This window comes from Haliscomenobacter sp. (assembly GCF_033763495.1).
Lineage (GTDB): Bacteria > Bacteroidota > Bacteroidia > Chitinophagales > Saprospiraceae > Haliscomenobacter.
This window is the reverse complement of the sequence record NZ_JANRKL010000240.1, coordinates 1-20187: the sequence shown is the minus strand read 5'-3', so window position 1 is coordinate 20187 and position 20187 is coordinate 1. Positions and strand designations below refer to the sequence as shown.

16 protein-coding genes, 1 tRNA gene and 1 pseudogene are annotated in these 20187 nt (G+C 46.7%); 10 read left to right on the top strand and 8 right to left on the bottom strand.

What is annotated here, in order from left to right; all coding sequences use genetic code 11:
• Positions 1–42: 42 nt before the first annotated feature.
• Positions 43–3009: a TonB-dependent receptor gene (locus SFV55_RS28670; RefSeq protein WP_320033031.1), complete on the top strand. Its 2967-nt coding sequence runs from the start codon at positions 43–45 to the stop codon at positions 3007–3009.
• Between the two features lie 18 nt (positions 3010–3027).
• On the top strand, positions 3028–4521 hold the full coding sequence (locus SFV55_RS28665) for a RagB/SusD family nutrient uptake outer membrane protein (protein WP_320033030.1): 1494 nt from the start codon (positions 3028–3030) through the stop codon (positions 4519–4521).
• A gap of 75 nt (positions 4522–4596) precedes the next feature.
• On the opposite strand, the gene SFV55_RS28660 is transcribed toward SFV55_RS28665, so the two are convergent.
• A complete protein-coding gene (locus SFV55_RS28660) occupies positions 4597–5688 on the bottom strand; it encodes a DUF3298 and DUF4163 domain-containing protein (RefSeq protein ID WP_320033029.1) in 1092 nt (363 codons plus the stop codon).
• A gap of 130 nt (positions 5689–5818) precedes the next feature.
• On the opposite strand from SFV55_RS28660, the gene SFV55_RS28655 reads away from it, so the two are divergent.
• The 6 genes and pseudogenes from SFV55_RS28655 to SFV55_RS28630 all read left to right on the top strand — a co-directional run bounded on the left by SFV55_RS28655 (position 5819) and on the right by SFV55_RS28630 (position 9318).
• Complete coding sequence (locus tag SFV55_RS28655; protein WP_320033028.1) at positions 5819–6676, top strand: FKBP-type peptidyl-prolyl cis-trans isomerase; 858 nt, start codon at positions 5819–5821, stop codon at positions 6674–6676.
• A 454-nt stretch (positions 6677–7130) separates the two neighbouring features.
• The gene (locus SFV55_RS28650; RefSeq protein ID WP_320033027.1) at positions 7131–7472 is read left to right on the top strand and encodes a formylglycine-generating enzyme family protein; all 342 of its coding nucleotides are present in this window, start codon (positions 7131–7133) and stop codon (positions 7470–7472) included.
• 555 nt (positions 7473–8027) lie between these two features.
• Entirely contained in the window at positions 8028–8276 is a 249-nt protein-coding gene (locus tag SFV55_RS28645) for a hypothetical protein (RefSeq protein WP_320033026.1), read from the top strand.
• Positions 8277–8389: 113 nt separating this feature from the next.
• Positions 8390–8461: pseudogene (locus tag SFV55_RS28640) on the top strand (HNH endonuclease); the annotation flags it as partial.
• 15 nt (positions 8462–8476) lie between these two features.
• On the top strand, positions 8477–8683 hold the full coding sequence (locus SFV55_RS28635; RefSeq protein ID WP_320033025.1) for a hypothetical protein: 207 nt from the start codon (positions 8477–8479) through the stop codon (positions 8681–8683).
• Between the two features lie 152 nt (positions 8684–8835).
• A complete protein-coding gene (locus tag SFV55_RS28630; protein ID WP_320033024.1) occupies positions 8836–9318 on the top strand; it encodes a pyridoxamine 5'-phosphate oxidase family protein in 483 nt (160 codons plus the stop codon).
• A 319-nt stretch (positions 9319–9637) separates the two neighbouring features.
• Here the strand turns inward: SFV55_RS28630 and SFV55_RS28625 are convergent, their stop codons facing one another.
• From SFV55_RS28625 to murQ, 4 genes are all read right to left on the bottom strand, one after another.
• Positions 9638–15244 carry a carboxypeptidase-like regulatory domain-containing protein gene (locus SFV55_RS28625; RefSeq protein ID WP_320033023.1) on the bottom strand — a complete coding sequence of 1869 codons (5607 nt, stop codon included), beginning with the start codon at positions 15242–15244 and terminating at the stop codon, positions 9638–9640.
• Positions 15245–15338: 94 nt separating this feature from the next.
• The gene (locus SFV55_RS28620; RefSeq protein ID WP_320033022.1) at positions 15339–16088 is read right to left on the bottom strand and encodes a DeoR/GlpR family DNA-binding transcription regulator; all 750 of its coding nucleotides are present in this window, start codon (positions 16086–16088) and stop codon (positions 15339–15341) included.
• Positions 16089–16455: 367 nt separating this feature from the next.
• On the bottom strand, positions 16456–17289 hold the full coding sequence (locus tag SFV55_RS28615) for a BadF/BadG/BcrA/BcrD ATPase family protein (protein ID WP_320033021.1): 834 nt from the start codon (positions 17287–17289) through the stop codon (positions 16456–16458).
• Positions 17286–18116 carry an N-acetylmuramic acid 6-phosphate etherase gene (murQ, locus tag SFV55_RS28610; protein WP_320033020.1) on the bottom strand — a complete coding sequence of 277 codons (831 nt, stop codon included), beginning with the start codon at positions 18114–18116 and terminating at the stop codon, positions 17286–17288. The genes SFV55_RS28615 and murQ overlap by 4 nt, the downstream gene beginning before the upstream one ends.
• A 240-nt stretch (positions 18117–18356) precedes the next feature.
• Here murQ and SFV55_RS28605 point away from each other — a divergent pair.
• Positions 18357–18429: transfer RNA gene (locus SFV55_RS28605), tRNA-Ala, on the top strand.
• 181 nt (positions 18430–18610) lie between these two features.
• Complete coding sequence (locus SFV55_RS28600) at positions 18611–19132, top strand: hypothetical protein (protein WP_320033019.1); 522 nt, start codon at positions 18611–18613, stop codon at positions 19130–19132.
• On the opposite strand, the gene SFV55_RS28595 is transcribed toward SFV55_RS28600, so the two are convergent.
• The 3 genes from SFV55_RS28595 to SFV55_RS28585 form a co-directional block, all read right to left on the bottom strand.
• Entirely contained in the window at positions 19129–19374 is a 246-nt protein-coding gene (locus SFV55_RS28595) for a hypothetical protein (RefSeq protein ID WP_320033018.1), read from the bottom strand. The genes SFV55_RS28600 and SFV55_RS28595 overlap by 4 nt on opposite strands.
• Positions 19375–19479: 105 nt before the next feature.
• Entirely contained in the window at positions 19480–19740 is a 261-nt protein-coding gene (locus SFV55_RS28590) for a hypothetical protein (RefSeq protein ID WP_320033017.1), read from the bottom strand.
• Positions 19733–20187, bottom strand: a 455-nt coding sequence (locus SFV55_RS28585) for a hypothetical protein (protein ID WP_320033016.1), incomplete at its 5' end; no start/stop codon positions are given. The genes SFV55_RS28590 and SFV55_RS28585, both read right to left, overlap by 8 nt.

The window sequence follows — 20187 nt, the reverse complement described above, 5'->3', positions numbered from 1 at the left end:
CTTCTCAACTCTTCAACTTACTCAGCCCCAAATAAGACCGACATGCGATCTTTATACACTCTGCTCCTATTGGGCGCGACTGGTTTTTTTTCGCAACTGCAAGCCCAGGTTACCATCACCGGGAAGGTAACGGATGAAAAAAAAGAGGCGCTGATTGGCGTCAATATTCAGGTTAAAAATACGACCCTTGGCGGGGTCACCGATCTTGAGGGGAACTACAGCCTGGAAGTTCCCGATGCCCAGGCCGTCCTGGTTTTTACTTACACAGGGTTCCAAACCCAGGAAATTTCAGTCAAAGGCCGCACCAGTATCGATGTTACCATGGGTGAAGCCACGCTCATGATCAACGAGGTGGTAGTAGTCGGTTATGGCACCCAGCGCAAAAGTGACCTCACCGGCTCAGTAGGCTCCATCAAATCGAGTGAATTACAAAAAGTAGCGGCTTCCAACGTGACCCAGGCCCTGCAAGGCAAAATTGCCGGGGTTAACGTCAGTTCAGCTTCTGGTCGGCCCGGCGAAGGGCCTGTCATCCGTATCCGGGGTACCGGAACCTTGAACAATGCCAACCCCATCTACGTAGTCGACGGCCTCATCCTCGACAATATCGACTTCCTCAACCCCAGTGACATTGAAAGTATGGAAGTGCTCAAAGATGCTTCCGCTGCTGCCATCTACGGCACCCGGGGTTCCAATGGGGTGGTGCTCATCACCACGAAAAAAGGGATTCGCGGCCAAAAAGCCCAGTTTAACTTCAGCGCTTACAATGGGATTCAACAAGTGGGCAAAAGGCTTGACCTGGCTACTGGTTCTGAATACGCCAGTTTGGTCAATGAATTTTTCACCAACGCCAATGGCACTCCGCCCTATACCAATCCTGAATCTTTTGGAGCGGGCACCGATTGGCAGGACATCATTTTCCGCGATGCTTCCATCCAAAACTACAACCTCAGCATCCGGGGCGGCTCTGAAGCCATGACCTACAGCATCAGCGGTGACGCCTTCCTCCAGAACGGTATCATCCGTAGTTCCTATTTCAACCGCTACTCCTTGCGGGTCAATAACGAATACAACCTCATCAAAGGCGTAAAACTGGGCCATAATCTGGCTTTTGTTTCCAGTGCCAATAACCGTGAGCCAGGAGGCATTGTCTTTAATGCCTATGCTGCCGACCCCACCGTGGTTGCCATCAACGAAGCGGGTAAATACGGCAGTACTTCCACCAATTCCAACGTGAGTAACCCTGCTGCCCAATTGGAATACAACAGCTACAATCGCGGCTATGGCCAGCAGCTCAATGGCAATGCCTACCTTGAAATTTACCCGATCAAAAACCTGACTGCGCGCAGCAGCTTTGGGTTCAACAGCATCAACAACCAGGGAAAGGGTTACGAGCCCCAGTTTGAAGTGGACGACAAACAACGCAACCCTCAAAGCCGCATCAATGCCGAGTTTTCGCGCTACAACGACTGGCAGTGGGAAAACACACTCAACTACTCTCGAGAAATTGGGGTACATCGCTTCAGTATCCTGGCGGGTTATACCATGCAAGCCCGCAGCGGAGAACGCATCGGTGGTTCCCGTCAACGTTTGATTGGCGATACTGAAGAATTCTTTTACCTGGATGCCGGTGATGTTGAAACCGCCACCAACTACAACATTGGCAACAACCCCGAGCGTTACCAATCGGTCTTGTTTCGTGCCAATTACAACCTGAAAGAACGTTACCTCTTTACCGCTACTTTCCGTAGAGACGGTTCATCCAAGTTCGGTTCCGAGCGCCGTTACGGTAATTTCCCTGCTTTTGCGGTAGCCTGGCGGGTGATTGAAGAGCCGTTTATGAAAGGCCAAAAAATACTCGACAACTTGAAACTGCGCGCCAGTTGGGGTCGTTTGGGCAATGATAAATTCCCATCCGATGCCGCCATTCCAACGGTTACCAATAACTTAAGTGCGGTATTTGGTGGTACAGAAAGCCTGAACTTTGGCGCTTCACTCATTTCGCTGGCCAACCCATTTTTGCAATGGGAAGAAACCAACAGCACTGACATCGGGGCAGAATTGGGCTTTTTGAACAATCGCCTAACCCTGGAAGTGGAATACTACCAGCGCAATACCAATAAAATCCTCGTTCCGGTGCCGATTCCCGATTACGTAGGATCTGCTTCTAATCCTTTCGTCAACGCAGCAGATGTGCGCAACTCGGGCTTTGATTTCACCCTGAACTACCGCAATTCAGAGGGAAAACTCAACTATCGTTTTGGGGCCCTAGCTTCCACCTTGAAAAACGAAGTGCTTTCCCTGGGAACGGGCAATGAAGCCTTGTTTGCCTTCGCTACGCGTACCATTGTTGGCCAACCCATTGGTTCCTTTTACGGATTCAAAGTAGTGGGGGTCTACCAAACGGCGGAAGAGATTGCCCAAAATCCGGCGCGTGAAGCCGTGAAGCCCGGCGACCTGCGTTTTGAGGACACCAACGGGGATGGCATCGTGGATTCACAAGACCGTACCTGGCTGGGTAGTCCCATTCCCAATTTGATTTACGGTTTCAATTTTGGATTCGACGTTTACGGTTTTGACTTCTCCGTAGATTTCAACGGGGTAAGCGGCAACAAAATCTACAACAGTAAGCGGGCCGCCCGTGGTTTTGGAATTCCGAACTATGAAGCGTCCTTCCTGGAGCGTTGGACAGGGCCCGGCACCTCTAATTTTGAACCACGCATTACCAATGGTGGTTACAATTACCAGGTATCGGAGCGCTTTTTAGAAGATGGTTCTTTCTTCCGTTTGCGCAGTGCTGTTTTGGGTTACAACCTGCCCAAAAGCCTGCTGGAACGCATCAAGCTGAACAGCCTGCGGGTATATGTGAGTGGAAACAACATTTTTACCCAAACAAAATACTCTGGTTTTACACCCGAAATATCTAGTGAGAACGTATTACAAGTAGGCATCGATGGCGGGGTGTATCCCTTATCGCGTACCTGGTTGGCTGGAGTGAATATTTCTTTTTAATGCCCTAAATCGAAACATATGTTCAATAAGTATTTATTTCGAATAACGGCAAGTGCACTGCTGGTTTTGCTGCTGGCACCAGCTTGCCAAAACGGAGACTTCCTGGAGGTAAAACCACAAGGTGTCATCAACGCCAACAATTACTTCCAGACTGCTCAGCACGCGACCTGGTCGGTCAATGCAGTATACAATTCCATGCGAGATTGGAACCTGACCTCCTTTCCCTGGTTGGCCATGACGGATATTGTTACCGACGACGCAGTTAAGGGGAGCTTCCCAGCTGACGCCCAACGCCTCAGCGCCTTTGATGATTTCAGCTGGGATCCTGGGTTCCCTGAAGACATCCGTGGTTCCTGGCGAGGGCATTACCAGGGCATTTTCCGGGCCAATGTGGCCATTGATGGAATTCCCAAAGTGCCTACGATGGATGAAACTCTGCGCAAAAGATTGATCGGGGAAGCCAAATTTCTCCGGGCGCATTTTTACTTCAATCTGGTGCGCTGGTTTGGTGATTTGCCATTGATCACGCGGCCACTGACTCAGGATGAGTTTTACACTCAAACCCGTGCAGCAAGCACCGAGATTTACAAATTGATTGCCAGCGACCTCACTGAGGCGATTGCCAATTTGCCGGAAAAATCAGCCTATGCGCCTGAAGATTTGGGGCGGGTGACTAAAGGTGCAGCCCGTGGTTTGTTGGCTAAAGTATATTTGACCATCAAGGATTATCCCAACGCTGAAAAGTACGCTTTGGAGGTCATCAATTCAAACGAGTACAAACTGCTGGCGGATTACACCAAAATTTTCCTGCCTGAAGGGGAAAACTCCAGCGAGTCGGTTTTTGAAGTACAAGCAACTGCCCTGGAAGCATCCTATGCGGGAGCAACGCCCTGGAATATGGTGCAGGGGGTAAGGGGCACGCCCAATCTGGGTTGGGGCTTCAATTTGCCTTCGGATGACCTGATGAAAGCCTTTGAATTTGGAGATCCGCGCCGCGATGCTACGGCTCTTTTGGTCGGTGAAGCATTGCCTGATGGTTCGGCGCTGGTGGAAGACAACCCACAAATGGAGAACGAACGGTACAACCAAAAAGCCTGGACGCCCGCACATGCCCTGCTACAGGACAATGGGCCCAGCAATATCCGCATTTTGCGCTATGCTGACGTTTTGCTCATTGCTGCCGAGGCGCTGAATGAAAACAACAAGCCTCAACAGGCACTGGTACACCTCAATGCCGTACGCATCCGAGCCCGAGGCAACCGCAGAAACGTCCTACCAGACATTACCATCACCGATAAAGATGGACTACGCCAGAAAATTTGGCAAGAGCGTCGGGTGGAACTGGCCATGGAGCAACAACGCTGGTTTGACCTGGTGCGTACCGGTCAGGTTGAAGCGAGGATGAAAGCGGTAGGCAAGAATTTTGTCAAAGGTAAACACGAGTTGTTCCCAATTCCACAAACAGAGATTGATTTGGGAGGAGGGAATATTGCGCAGAATCCAGGGTATTAGCCGCACGTAGGGGCAACCCTTGCGGTTGCCCCACGTTTAAATTATCCCGTGATTGGGCAACAGCAAGGGTTGCCCTTACCGCATTACCGATTTCAATTCCCCAAACGGCACAAAAATCTTTAACTCTCCCGCCGCGTATGCCCCAATTTCATACGGCACATAATTGAAACAAATCCCTTTTCCGGTCAGGAAAAAATTGCCGTTGGGTTCTACTTTGTCCACAAACAGCACCTCACTTAAATCCTTGGTCTTGAATTTTTTCTTGGCAGCCTCGGTGAGGGCCTGGGTAAGAGCAGCTTCATATCCTGGTTTAAAGACATCTTCCAGGCTGATTTTTTTCTTTTTGGCCACATCAAAACTCGAACATGCGGAGCCATAATTGCCATGAGCGCCACCTGCGTAGCTGTAATCCATTACGGCAATGCTCAGCAGATTGTCCTGATTAAACAGGACTTCCATCGTTTTGTCATTGTCATAATTCATGTATAGGTTATCTTCCCTGTCCTCCAACAGTCCGGCGATTTCTTCATGGTAGTCTTTAAAAAACTGTTGCTGTTCGGCCTCAAAAGCTTTTTGGGGCGTTTTGTACACCTGAGCAAGAGAGTCGCCAACCATTTCTTGCAAAAACGCGTCTTTCAACCAGTTTTCCTTCGGGATAAAAAACTCATAGCTAAAATGGCCTTTGGGTGAATCTTTGCGGCTTTTATCGGCTGCTTCGGTTTTTTCGAGGCGCATCGCGGCGAATTCCTGGGTTCCTTCCGGGAAACCAAGGATCAGCTTAAAGGGAGACTTTTTACCGTCGGCAGCAGTATAATCTCCTGAATATACCCCTTTTTCGAGTTTGCCTGTGAAGCGGCCAAAGGGTTCGTCGGCAACCAAAGATTCGGTCAAAATAAGGAGCCCCTGGCCCGTAGAATCCATTGAGGAATAAATGCCAATTGGTTCTTGAGCACCCTCGTGGTGATAATAACCATTGAACCAGGGATTGTCATCATAATCAAGGTCTTGCAATAAATTCATTCTAATGGATTCAGTTCCAATGGTTCCTGTAAAATGCAAATACGCAAAATCCTTGGAATTGGGCATTTTCGCTGAGGGATCACTTTTTTCAGGATTACAAGCCAAGGCAATCGAGGCTACAAACAAGGCAAAAAACAGTTTTTTCATAAATGCTTATTTAGGTGTTTAATGGTTATACGACCAAAATAAAAGAATAATTGCCTTATTTTTCGGTCGAAAATATTCAGCAGTTGAGTACAAAAGCCTAAAAGCTGGTTTTCAACTAAAACAATGCACGATGAGACAAAGAATCACAAGCTTTATGTTGCTCTTGAGTTTGATCATGCTTAACGCATGTTTCAACCTGACCTCCAAAGAAGAAGAACGATTTGAAGAGCAGCAGGCCATTATTGAAAAATACGTGAGCGATAAGGGCCTAAATGCTCAAAAGGACCCTTCCGGGGTGTATTACATCAGTACCCTGGAGGGAACTGGAAAAGCAATCCGTGCCGACTCTACAGATGTGGTGACCTTCAATTATCGGGGTTACCTCATTGATGGTACCGAGTTTGACAAATCTGAAGCAGGAAAACCAGTTACTTTCGCTTTACGCGGACTGATTCCCGGTTTTCAGGTGGGGATTCTCAAAATGAAAAAGGGGGGCAAAGCGACCTTTATTATTCCTTCGGATTTGGCTTATGGAGGAAACCCTCCCCAGGGTATCCCTGCTAATGCGATCGTGATCTTCGACGTGGAGTTGGTGGGCTTTGGCACTCAGGCTGAAAACGACGACGAAGTCATCCGCAAGTACCTGACCGACAATAGCCTGACTGCGGAAAAACATTCCTCGGGCATGTACTACATCATCAGCGAGCCGGGCACTGGCGACAATCCAAGCTCCAGTTCGGTAGTAACAGTCAAGTACAAAGGTTATTTCACCGACAAAAAGGTATTTGATGAAACCAAAACCGACGCGGTGGCGCAGTTCCCTTTGAGCGGTGTGATTTCAGGCTGGAGGGTTGCTGTACCTCTGCTAAAAAAAGGGGGGAAGGGCACCTTTTTATTTCCATCCAGGTTGGGCTATGGCACAACGGGCTCTGGTGGGATTCCTCCAAATACAGTGATTATTTTTGATATTGAGTTGGTGAGTTTCTAAGGATACCGTTCCATTATACCTATGGCGCAAAAGCGACTTAATAGCAGCGTGGATGACACGGATTGGGCGGATTTACGAGGATTTTTATCACGCCTTCGGCGCGATGGAAGGAGCCACAAATTGCACAAATTTTCACAAATTTAAGCACAAACTTCGTTTGCGCGAAAGCGCTTTGACATGAACGAAGTGAATGTCTGATTTGTGAAAATTTGTGCAATTTGTGGCTAAAAAACTTTCGCCGAAGGTGAAAGCAACTCCGCGTAAATCCGCCCAATCCGTGTTCATCCGCGCTGCTATTATTGTCGCTTTGTTAGGTGATTGTTCGCTTCACAAATGCCTCCACTTATTCCTTTTGCCTGTATACTTGCTTCTAGGACTATTTTATACCTCCCCATTTCCCTCCCTGCCACAACATTTGAATAAAAAAAAATTTCGCTACATTTGCTTAGACTCAATGTATTCCTATGCTGGCAGTAGCTATATCGACCAAGTGGCTTGGTATCGTGAAAATTCTGGCGGAAAAACCCACCCAGTTGGCAGCAAAAAAGCCAACGAGTTGGGCATTTATGATATGAGTGGCAATGTGTGGGAGTGGTGTCGGGATGTCTGGCACGACAATTATCGGGGTGCGCCCGCGGACGGAAGTGCTTGGGACAACGATAGCAAAGACGCTCATCGAGTTTTGCGCGGCGGCTCCTGGTACCTCAATCCTAACTATTGCCGGGCTGCTAACCGCAACGACAACTTTCCGACTCTTCGCAGCTCCGATTATGGTTTCCGATTGGTCCGGCACTAACCCTTTATCCCTTTTTACCCATTTACCCTTTAGCTGTCGTTTTGGCAAGGAGGGCGCATAGCACCGAGATTTTTGGGGAATGAAAACCTGCAAGCAACTGAAGAATCAATAAGGTGGTGTGTACAATTTTCTATCAATTGGCGCTCTGCTGAAATTTCATTCGATTGCTAATCCAGCCAGGACATTACCATCGCAAATTTGCACAACCACTAACCCAACCCCGCAGGGGTGAAATGATTATAGAAAAAACGATCCCATATTTTCCTACGAAAAACCCTGAAGGGGTGGCATTATTAGATGACAATAAAATGCCACCCCTTCAGGGTTTTTAATCACCATTACACCTATTGCTAGCTATAATCATGTCAGCCCTTCGGGCTTTTATCGGGTGATCCCTTATATTTAGGCTGTTTATTTGAAGATCACAGTTGGGTGGCAAAAGTGCCGATGTGAGGGGGCAAAACAAGTCCCCTAAAACCATTAGTGAGTGTTTATTTCCGGCACTGCCCTTGAATCCTAGTGATAAAAGCCCTATTTTTACCTTAAAAGTTAGTTATGACCAAGTCAACCAGTGCTTACGATAGCCTTGCCGAATTCATGGCTATGTTAGATCCAGTTAAAGTGCTGGCTTTTCATGCTCCCGAAGCTTTACAAGATCGGGTAGAAGAGCTTTTGGACAAAAAACAAGAAGAAGGACTTGCGGATGCTGAACAAGAAGAGCTTGATCATTATCTGATTTATGAACACATCGTTCGTTTGGCCAAATCCAGAGCTAGGTTACACCTTTCCAAGGCGAGCGCATGAGCAAAAAAATACCAGAAGCTTTACGGCGAGAAGTGGCAATACGAGCAGGATACCGTTGTGAATATTGTCGACGACCAGAGGTGGATTCCTTTATTCGGTAACAGTCTGATCACATCATTAGTCGAAAACATGGTGGAAAGACAGAATTGGGTAACCTTGCGCATACTTGTCCCATCTGTAACAATGCCAAAGGCAGCGATTTGGCCACAATACTAGAAGATGAAGAAAAATTGATCCGTTTGTTTCATCCCAGAAAAGACAATTGGTTTGATCATTTCGAAGTGTATGAGGGTGAAATTCTGCATAAAACAGAAATTGGAGAAGCTACGATCAAACTGCTTAAATTGAATGATATTGATCGAATTCTGGAAAGAGTGGATTTGATTGCTGCAGGATTGTTTCCTTGAACCACCTGTTAGTTCAAGTCTGGAGATTTGTGCCAGCGACGAGACTTTCACGAGCGATTCAGGAGCAAGCAAAAACTTTGTAGGAAATTTTCCTTAATCAGACCTTCCTCAAAACCAACACCCCCCACCTTGTTTCATCCAAAAACACATCTATGCCTTCACCCATCACCCCCGAAAACTGGCCTACCATCCGCCAAAACTTCCGCCACGGATTCGCCACCAACCTCCACGTCTCCATCGCTACAGCGGATGCGGAGGGGCAACCCAACGTCACGCCCATCGGTTCCTTCTTTCTCAATCGGGATGATTTTTCAGGGTTTTACTTTGAAATTTTTTCCCAAACTATTCCCCGGAATGCTGCGACCAACCCCAAAGTCTGTATCATGGCCGTGAACAGCGGAAAGTGGTACTGGCTGAAAAGTATGTTGTTTGGCCAATTCAACACCCCGCCCATGACCAAAATTTATGGCACCATTGGGGAGCGCCGGGCACCCACCTCTGCCGAAATAGAACGGGGGAATCGGCGACTAGGGGGAATGAAAGTGTTGCCAGGGGGCAAAAAACTATTCGGCAATATGGCCTTTGTGCGGGAGGTACATTTCCATACTTTTGAGCTGGCGAAACTACCGATGTAAAGGGTCCAAAGCACATTCTCGCTTCCAATCTGTGGAATTGTAAGGAATCGACAGGCCTTAAACCGCCTTAAAAAATTAGGAATCACTAGGGGGCCATAAAAACACGAGCCCTCCCGAATTTACAAGTATCACCATGAAAAAATGAGCACAAAGGACATAAAGACGCGATTTTGACAAAGCAATACGCATGGAGTTTATCTTATTTTGGGTCCACATCTCACCTTTGTGTCCTTGGTGCACTCTTTTTTCCCTTTGTGATAAAAAATGTCGCTTTGGTAATGCTCTAAGAAATTCGGGATGATTCAGGCTACCCCACTGCTTAAGTTCTAATCAGCACCTTTTCCACGCCATTCCGCCCATACAACACTGGAAAGTACATCTCCTCCACCCGCACCGGGTTCAAGGTATAAGTCCCACTGAAACGCGGCTCCAAATCCACCACAAAGCGTTGTTTACCAATAGGCAGTCGCTCACAAAAGATACTCACCTTTTCAGCAAAATACTCCCGATGCACTTCGGGCGAACGATAACTTTGTGGCTTTTTGAAATAGGAGCACCCAGCGGGAATCGGGATTTCGATCATGGCGTATTGTGCCTCCTTTTTGACCTCAATTTCGACCACTAATTGGGCGGGTTTACCAAATTGCAACTGCTTGATTTCCGCCCCATTTTGCTCCAAATGGCTTTTTACGGCAAAAAGATCGGACTTTGGCTGAGGGTTGGCATTCCAGGTTTGTTGATAGGCCGTGCAGAAAAATGGGCCTGCACCATTGAGTTTTAGGGTCAAAGGTTGGCTGGCATCAAAAGTGGTTTGTAGGGCAGATGTACTTACCTCCCCACTAAGCGCACCCGACAATTGGAGTTTCCCCAACTGAGCCGACTTTTCAAGCAATAAATCAGGCAGAATGGTCTTGAGTACAGCAGCTACTTCCAGGGTATTGCGCCAACCATAAGCACTGCGTAAGCCATTTTGAGTGTACCCACGATTGGCCATCAGGTGGATACGGATGCGACGCAGTTCGTCTTTTAAACCTGCCTTTTGGGCAATTTGGTAGGCGAGCAAGGTGTTGCTCAGGCGGTTGTTGTACCAATCGTATTGCCAATCCTGATTTGTTTCCGATTCTTCCCAAAAAGCGCCACCATATACATCCAATTTGCGGTATTTCAGCAAACTATCCAGTGAAGGCTTCAATCCAAGCTCCTGTTGAACCCAAAGCTTCAACAAGCGATTGTATAACAACTTCTGGGGTTTATTCAAAGAATCGCTGAGTTCCTTTGAAACCGTGATTTTTTGGCCAGTCTGCAAAAGGGTTTCTAAGGTCTGTAAAAACTCCTGATCATTTTTCAAAGGGAATTGATTCGTCAACCAACGCAGGCCATTTTCAAGGGCCTTACTGGGATAACCCATCGTTTGGGCGCTGTGCAGTGCCCGTGTCACATAATTGCTCATCCAGATATTGGCTGCCCCATTGGCCCACCAACCCCAGGATCCATCCGCGTTTTGGGCTTTCACCAGACGGGTAACGGCACTACGGATCGTTTTTTCGCCAGTAAAGGGCTTATTCAAGGCTTGACAAACTTGTTTTTCACTCAATAATCCGATCAACTTACTAGCCGTCTGCTCATTGCAGGTGTAGGGATAGTCTTGCAAGTACTGGAAGTCTTCCTGGAGGAGATGTAGGGCTGAGGGCTGAGCTCGGAACTGGATTTGCCCGTTTTTATCCCTGAAGTCCAACAGGGTATCGCGCTCAATGATCATGAAGTGGCCATCTGTTTCTAAGGTACCGATGGGGAACACAGGGATTTGGCGCTCTTCTCCGTCTGTGTATCCTTGCGGGGTTTCGAGGGCGAAACGAAAGGTTAGGGAATCGCCACTATCGGGCACCTTAAATTCGGTTTTCTCCACCATAGCTTCTTTAACCAGGCCTTGTTTTTCCGCGAGACGCTGCTCGGCGGCCTGGAAGTAAGTTTTGAGCTGGAAACTATCCTGCGTGTAATTGAGCACTTTGCCGCTCAGGGTGGTTTGATCTCCATGCAGCAAAAACCGGGGGAGGGACAGTTGCGCCATTAGGGGTTTGTAGGACTGGATACTGCCCGTGTAGAGCCCGGCCCGGCGATTTTTATCAGCACCCAATACAAATACCTTCCAATTGGTGATATCGTCGGGGAATTTTACTTTGAATTGCGCTTCTCCACTGCGGTTACTGCGCAGGCGAGGTTGCCAAAAAGCATGGTCGTGAAAACTTTTGCGGATGCCAGAAAAACTAAGGGTATCGGAACCTTGCTCCTCTCCATCTAGACTAGCGAATCCCCGGGAGCGTACTCCATCCACATAGTAACCCTCGGTTGAAGTACGGGCGCCTCGAACTGCCACACCTGGCACTTTTCCTGCTAACGAAACACTAGCCTCCTGGGTACGGGTCGCAGCAACACCATAACCTGTTACTACCACCTCGCTCAACATTGACAGAGATTCGTTTAATAGTATATCCTGCGAAGCATAATTTCGGTCATTTACCAACAATTCCTGGGTGCGGTAACCGGTATAACTGACTACAATAGTTTGGTAGCCTAATGGTGCAAACACGCTATAAGTGCCATCAAAATCTGTAACCGTTCCAACGCTGGTTCCTTTGACCAAAACCGAAGCCCCAATCAAGGGTTCACCATTGCTATCCAAAATCCGGCCTTTCAGGAGTTGGGTCTGGCCATAATAGTTGCCAGTACGCATGGAAGTACTTGGTACAGGCTGAATGGGTATGTATTTTTCACCCAGCAGTGACGGCAACAGGGAGTCGATTTGTTGAAATTGAATCTTGGATAAATCTTCGTACAGCAGCGTGTCTCTGCGGATTTGGATGTTTTTGCGGAACGCCGCCTCTTTTCGGTTAAAAAGCAACAACTCGTAGGTGCCTGCGGGCAAATTGGGGATAAATCTCGTGTTGGGATTTAATACCAACTGACTGTCTGCTTTTAAGTTGCGGATGATCAAGAAGGAAAGATTTAAGGAATCAGCAGATGTTTTAAATGTGGGGTAAAAAAACTGGTATTTACCTGCTCCCCTTTCCTGTTTTGCAGGCGTTTGATCAAAAACGATGGATCGTTTTACTGGTGAAAATGCCCGAACCGACTTGGGCGAAATGACATTTTGCCCTATGGCTGGATGAGGCAAACTGCGGGGCAAGAGCGCTTCTTTTTTGTTGGCTGGAAACAACTCATGCTGGTACAAACGTTCCCGTTTTTTTTCCACAGCATAGCTGAACCCGGGTTCAAAAACAAAGGAACTTTTGAACTGATTCATGCTCAAATAGGTCAAGTTTGTGCCGGCATTAAAGGGTCCGACATAATTGTTTTGACCGGACGGGTCCGTGATAAAATGAATGTTTTGGGGATCATCCCAAACAAAAACACTGTCCTTGGCTTTCAGATTTTGGATAACAAAGATGCTGTTGCGGAGCAACCCCTTTTCCACTGAACTGAAACTTTGGGCAACAGGTATCCTTTTGAAATGGGCCGGAGCACTTCCATTCGGCCAAAAATCTTCATTGAGCACCAGCTCCAGTTTTTCACCACGCCGCAAAAAAATGCTGTCCAAAACGTACTCATACTCCCGGGTGCGGATGGTGATTTGATGATACCCCTCGGTTCCCAGAAAGCTGTAAGGGTGCGGATCCTGAGTAAGGTGAGAATAGACCAATTTGCGGTTGAGGTAAATGAGGAAAATGGGCTGCATTTTTCCTCCCTTGACCACAAATGGCGCAAATTGAGCGATGTTTTGATAAAAAGAATCTTGCCGTAGTGCCGAGTCCCTGCGAGTGAGTAGCAATTGTGAGGTATAGCGGTATTGGTAATACAGTACCTCTTGCAACTGAAAAGTTTGGGTCAAAAACCGCGTCATCGGAAGCTTGTAGTTTCGATCCGAATCGTACAATCGGAAAGAAGGAAAAGTGCGGGGAACAGGTTGTCGCCGATAACCAATATTGGGGGTACTGTAACTGGTTTCATCGCCAAACTGGGCATTGATGGCTCCTGCACTGAGATCTACCCCTTTGGCTGGCCGACCTGAGCCATGTTTCACCTGGACCTTGTAACTGTTTTCCTGGCCAGGAATGACCAGATCAGGGCCCTCCATTTCAATGGAAAGTGCTTTAGGGTAATGCCTAAACTCTTGTCTTTCTTCATGAATTTCTCCAGCCCAGAGGTACTGGTAATAGAGGTGGTAAAAATTGGAACTTTGATCCTGGTGTTGCCACAACCACAAGGAATCACGAATAAAGCCTGTTTCAATTGTGCCAGAGCGGGTTTTAATTTGGTACCAAAGCGGTAAATTACGTGGGTTTTCAATCCGGAGATGGACCGAATCGGCACTGCGCTCACCCATAATCAATAAGCCTTCTTTTTCCGGATAGAGAGGGAGTTTAAATTCGGCTAGGGTTTTGGGATTCAACAAGGTGTACGATTCTACATTGGGATCGAGGGGTAGCTGTGCTGGCAATAATACTTTTTGGGTTAGGCTTTTTTCATCAGGGTATTGTGCTAGCAGGACCAGTGAATCGGAAAGAGCCGAGGTAGTGCTTGCTATGATTTTGTTACCGTCCAAACTCAATTTAAAACTGGGTTCATACTTGAATTGAAGCGTTTTGTCCTTAAAGCTCAATTGACCGGAACTGCTGTTGAAATACACATGGCAGCGTAAGCTCATGGACGCGGCCGGTAAAAGGGAATCGGGCAAATTTACATCCCATTCGCCGCGTACGCCCAGATTTTCATTGCTGTGCCAAAGGGTATCGGGAACAACTACCGCTTGGTCATGAAAGGTTTGGATTGTTCCTGCCAGGATAAAAATTTCAGCAGTTGCGTCGGGAACTGCCAGGTCATTGGTGGTTTTGGCACTGAGTGAAAGTGTACATTTCTCCCCGCGTGTAAAGGATTCAGGGAATACTTTTAAGGTGTAATTGATTTCATCCAATTCGTATTCCTCTAAACGGAATCCTTGCTTGATGTCCGATCTGCGCTTCGATAGTTTAAGCTGGTATTCTTCATCTATTTCCAACGTATCAGCCAAAGGCCATTCGAAGAGGTAAACACCTGGGCGCTCCGGTTTAATTTTTTTTGTAAAAACCTGCTTAGACCAATCCTTAGATAGCTGTAAATCTATGCCTTTATGCAAGGGTCGCCCTTTGGTTGTGGTCACATAAGCCTTCATTTTTAGGGTATCCCCTGGACGGTATACCGGTTGGCTCAAGGCAATATACCCTTCTAAATCACGATTGTATTTTTGGGAAAACCAATACTTCCAAGGCAAAACCCAACGATGGGAACGTATGCTCCGAACAACATAAGCAATGGGAGCTTGTACAACTTTTATGGGCAAAGTGACGAAACGCCCTACCCGACTAGTGGAAAAACGCCGGTAATGCGTGAGGATTACAACGCTTTTTTTGCCGTTTCGAACCAAGGTATAGTAGGCACTGAAAGCAGGCGATTTAATTTCCAGTATCCTTTCTTTGGGTGAATATTTGATGCGAAAAGATTGTGTTTCGGGATCATAACGCAGCTGCTTTTTACCCAACAAAACCTGAACATCCGGTAGCTGGCGGCCCAGGCTATCTTTAACCAAGATGGAAAGGTCTTGATGGTTGTTCAGCGCCTGGACTTGAATTGGAGCAGTAGATTTAAGGGCTATATCTACAAATTCACCCCGGATATGCACCTGCAAATAATGTCCTATTTCCTGTTCCGCTTCTATTTTGGTGATTGGTGTATGAAAAAAAGTGGAATCAGGCTGCTTTTTGGGGTTTTGATACAACTGGGCTGCTTCGGTGGGCTCCAGGCGAAAAAACTGGAGCAGGTTTTGTTGGCCCGGCAAATTCAGGGTACAACCCAAGAGAGCAATGAAGAGCGAGAGGGTTCGGAGCGGTTTCATGTGCTGTGCGTTTAGTTTCATGGATGCACAAAACTACCCGATTACACAGCCAGATACTCGATTTTTGTAGTGAATGGTAAGCTTCTTTACGTATTTACATGATCTCAAATCCCAAATTCCGATACGGATTCAGTTTTTGGTGCTCCGGATCCAACTCCGTAATCAGCACATCCAGTTCTTCCAGGCCACAAACCCGGATTTTTTGGGTAGAATCCAGTTTTTCGGCAATCGACAAGGCTACTACTTTTTTGGACGATTCCATCATGACCTTTTTGATGGTCACTACTTCCCAATCGGACTCGGTCATGCCGTCGATCGCGTCGATCCCATTGACACCCATCAGGCAAATATCAGGCTTGATGTCTTTGAGAGTACGTACCACTTCACCACCCACCGCGATACCCGCTGCGCTGGATAAATGGCCGCCAATAAAGATGGTCTCCGAGCCCTGATGTTCCAGCAATTGCATGGCCGTAGTAAGGCTCATGGTCACAAAAGTCACTTTGAGATCGGGTGGTAAAATGCGGGCAATCTCCAGGTTGGTTGAGCCCCCACTAATTAGCACCAACATGCCTTCGCGCAACAGGCTGATGGCTTTGCGTGCAATGATGGTTTTTTCCTGATAAGCGTATATTTCATTTTCCTTGTAGGAATAAACGTGATAGGATTTGGACAAGGCACCACCTCGCACTTTAATCACTTTTCCAGCATCAGCTAATTCTTGCAAATCCCGGCGCACCGTGTCCTCGGATACATCCAGTTTTATACTCAGGTCGGTAAGTACCACTTTGTTGTGGATGTTGACTTCGCGGAGGATCAGTGCTTGACGTTCTTTTTTGAGCATATCGTTACAACATTAGCATGGGTCCAAGAGTTTGTCTAAATTTTGGGAGCGAAGACATTAACGATTCCAACGTTTAAACAAGCCCTAATATAAATACATTCTGAGAATCTGCGGGGAAAACTGCATTTTTTTGAAAGAATTACCCTCAAGAAAAAAGCCTGCCAGAAGAGATTCTGGCAGGCTGGTAATAGCTAGCAAATAGTGTGTTTATCTTATTTGCGGTTTTGTCAACCGCTAACCAATCTTTTCGTATTTCTTGCACAAAAATGCAGTTTTATTCTCAAAAACCCAAATTTTCAGGCAGAAATTATTTCAATCCTGGCAATTTCAGCTTGTTTTTGCCAAATTTCTTGCACAAAAATGCAGTTTACCCATGATATTGGATCAACCCCTGCATAGGATCTTGCTGAAAATTGGCCAATTGCAGGCCAAAGGGCACGGCATTACGAGCGATTTCCTCCTTAAAATACTCAGCAACAGAGCCCACAAAATGAATCGGCAAATGTTGGCTACCTTCCAATAAAATGACGCTGCGCTGAAAAAATAAACCAAACTGGCGGTCCAATAATTCCCGGATGCTTGGCTCCTCCCGATGTTCAAAGGCAAAGGGGGCAAAAGTGGACAAAAAACGGTTTGGGTAGGGCAATTGGTAAACCGATTGCAGGATGTTGTCTCGGGTTAGGTGATAGTGTTTGTTGAGGTCTTCACGCAGGTTTTCAGGCATTTCGCGGTTCAAAAAAGAACGAATCAGTTCTTTACCAATGGCTGCACCGCTGCCCTCGTCCCCCAGGATAAAACCCAGTCCACCAGCAGTTTCTACAATTTGGGATCCATCGTAACGGCAAGCATTAGAGCCTGTGCCCAGGATACATACAATACCAGCCTCCCGTTGTGACATGGCCCGAGCTGCAGCCAACATATCCGTCTCTACCTGCACCTGGGTTGCTTCCTGAAACATCAGGCGCAACAGTTGATTCATCCTGCGGCGTTGGTCTTCGGCCTTACAACCTGTGCTGTAAAAATAGAGTTCAGCAACCGGTTCAGGAATGCTGCGGCGTACTTCGCGCAATACATCAACGATGCCTTCATCCGTCAGAAAGTATGGGCTGATGCCCTGGGTTTGGAGTTGATGCAGGGTTTTTCCATCGCTTACAGCCACCCAGTTGGCTTTGGTGGCCCCGCTGTCGACCAGGATTTTCATAGGCCTGAGCTCAGGTTGTGTTCAGGGGAAAAGGCCTCCATCGCTTTGCGCACACTGCCGTGTTTGAGCAACAAGTCGCGGGCTTCGTCGTAGGGTAAGCCTAGGTTTTGAACCAACATCTTTGCGCCCCGATCGACCAATTTGACATTGGAGAGTTTCATGTCGACCATTTTATTGTCCAAAACTCTTCCCAGGCGAATCATGATGCTGGTACTGATCATGTTGAGCACCAGTTTTTGCGCGGTTCCGGCTTTTAGGCGGGTACTACCCGTAACGAACTCAGGCCCAACCACAGCTTCTATTGGAAAATCGGAATTTGCCGCCAGGGGGGTCTCTGGGTTGCAGGTAACACATCCGGTTACAATACCCCTTACCCGGCATTCCTGCAAGCCTGCAATCACATAAGGTGTAGTGCCCGAAGCAGCAATGCCAATCACGGCATCATCTTCGTCTATTTCATAAGCTTGCAGATCAACCCAGGCCTGGGTTACACTATCTTCGGCAGCCTCGATGGCATGCCGAATGGCCCGATCCCCGCCAGCTATCAAACCAATCACCAGATCTTCGGAAACGCCAAAGGTGGGAGGGCACTCGGAAGCATCCAGCACTCCCAAACGACCACTAGTACCTGCTCCAATGTAAAACAAACGGCCGCCGCGTTGCATTTTGGGAACAACTGCATTGACCAATGCTTCGATTTGGGGAATGGCACGCGCTACCGCTGTGGGAACTTCCTGGTCTTCACGGTTCATGTTTTCCAATAACTCTCGCACATTCATCTTTTCCAGGTGGCGATAGCGAGAAGGTTTTTCTGTAATCCTTTCCATACTCGGTAGCTATGACAGCTTGTTTAACTTTTTTAAGCGGAAGCTCAAACAAGCTGTAAAATCCAAAATAATCCACAAGTTGCGTTATTTCATGCAATAAGTTGCAGTTTTTGGGGATTTTTTTTGCAAAAAAGCGGGCTTTCTTCTGCAAGGGGCTGCAATAAATATTTTTGCAAAAAATATTTGGATAAGTCACCAGGCCACCTGTATATTTGCAGCCACTTAAATAGAAAGTGATCTGGGGGTATAGCTCAGTTGGTAGAGCGCTTGCATGGCATGCAAGAGGCCAGGGGTTCGAATCCCCTTACCTCCACAACATAAAAATATATAGCCTTGTAAATCAATGATTTGCAAGGCTTTTCTTTTTGGAGTTACCTTTTGAGTTACTAGTTTGAATTATTTTGATGTTTTTGCCAAGCAAAATAATCAAGGAAGAGTTAAAATGTGGTTTGATTTTTTTTAACTTGTCTAGCAACATAAAAAAAGAAACAATTATGAAACATACTATTATTCTTTTATTCATTGGGTTATTCCTATCAGCTTGCCAAACAAAGAATGTACCTGAAGTGCTTTTAGTTGAAACAGGCTTGGAAGAAAGCAATATTCTGCAAATCTCAATTAAAGTTCCAAATGAAACTTATCGCATCGATGGAATGCTTAGTATCTTTTATGGAGATGGAAGTAACGATGAATGGGATGTTTCTAAGTGGAAAGAAAAGGGGGCGTTTTTTCTTGAAAATAAAAGTAACCTGATATTGATTATACCACAGGAAAAAGCTAATGTCGTCAAAGAACAAGGCATTACTTCCCTTAAATTTGAATTAAGTTCTGGCCAAAAAGATACTGTGTCAATACTTAGTGAAATGCCAGAAATTTCGATAACTAATTCTGATTTATGCAAAATTCCTCAAGTTCAAGAGATTGTTAAAGAAGAAAAAAACAGGGCTGAACAATTAAGAAAACTAGAGGTAAGGCAGCAGCTATTGGATGCCCAAAAAAGTTTGCTGGGGTTTTAGCTTTCATCATCACTTCCAAACTTATCGCGAATGCTGTCTAGCAATTCATCGATTTGTGAATCTGTTAGGCGGCTAACATCTATTGTAGTTTCAGCCCTACTAAGACGCTTCATTATGAAGTCGTACAAATTGGCTCGCATCTTCATTCGATGGACAGCACCAATTTCAACCCAATCTTTTATAAACCCTGTTTCGCTATCACTATCAAAATCTTTAGCCAGGAAGCCAGCTAGTTTTTCCATTGATAGCCGCTTTGCTATTTCGCTTTTCCCAGGCGGACGGCCTCGCTTGTTGCCACTCTTGCCCGGTTCAAATGATGTGCCACTATGCGCCATTGTCGGTTGTTTTTAGCCCTGTTCTAAAATCGGACGTTTAAATGAAATTTTGTGTGCGGTCGCTGTCAATTCAGGCGGAAAACCACCCCCCCAAAACATGCAAATCTCAAACCGTTTTTGCATCTTTTTCAGTCCGACCTCGTTCACCACAACCCCGTTGGCAGTGAACAACCCATCACCCGCAACACGTACCACGAGAACGCCATCTCCAGGGATTTCAGACGGTTTAAACTTGCCTGATAGGATGTTTTGCAGAATCGCTCGCTTATCCATTGTCGTCGTTTAGATCGTGGTCAGTGCTGTTAAAATCAATCACATAACTTGGATCGGCTGACAGCTCATTGAATAACTCGTTGTCGTCGTCGTCACCCTCAAAGAAAATAATGGTTGCAGCTTTATTGATAGCTCGTTTGGCTTCGCGTCCGTTCATCAATCGCCCGTCAACATTCACCAACCCACCATCATCCGGCGTAATGGTCAGGCAACCTTCGCCGGGGATTGCGTCCGGTGTTGCACGTCCTGCGAGAATGTCTGCGAGGATTTTTCTTTTGTCTTGCTTCGTACTCATTTTGATTTGGTTTTGGCAGCGCGTTCCCGTGGGATTGCGCCGCCGTATTGGTAACCTTTTTTTTAGAAAACATTCGTCCTCACCTCCTGATCCGAAACGAATGGAGTAAATCCAAATTGCTGCAAAATCAAGCAGTGGCCGTAGTCCCTGTA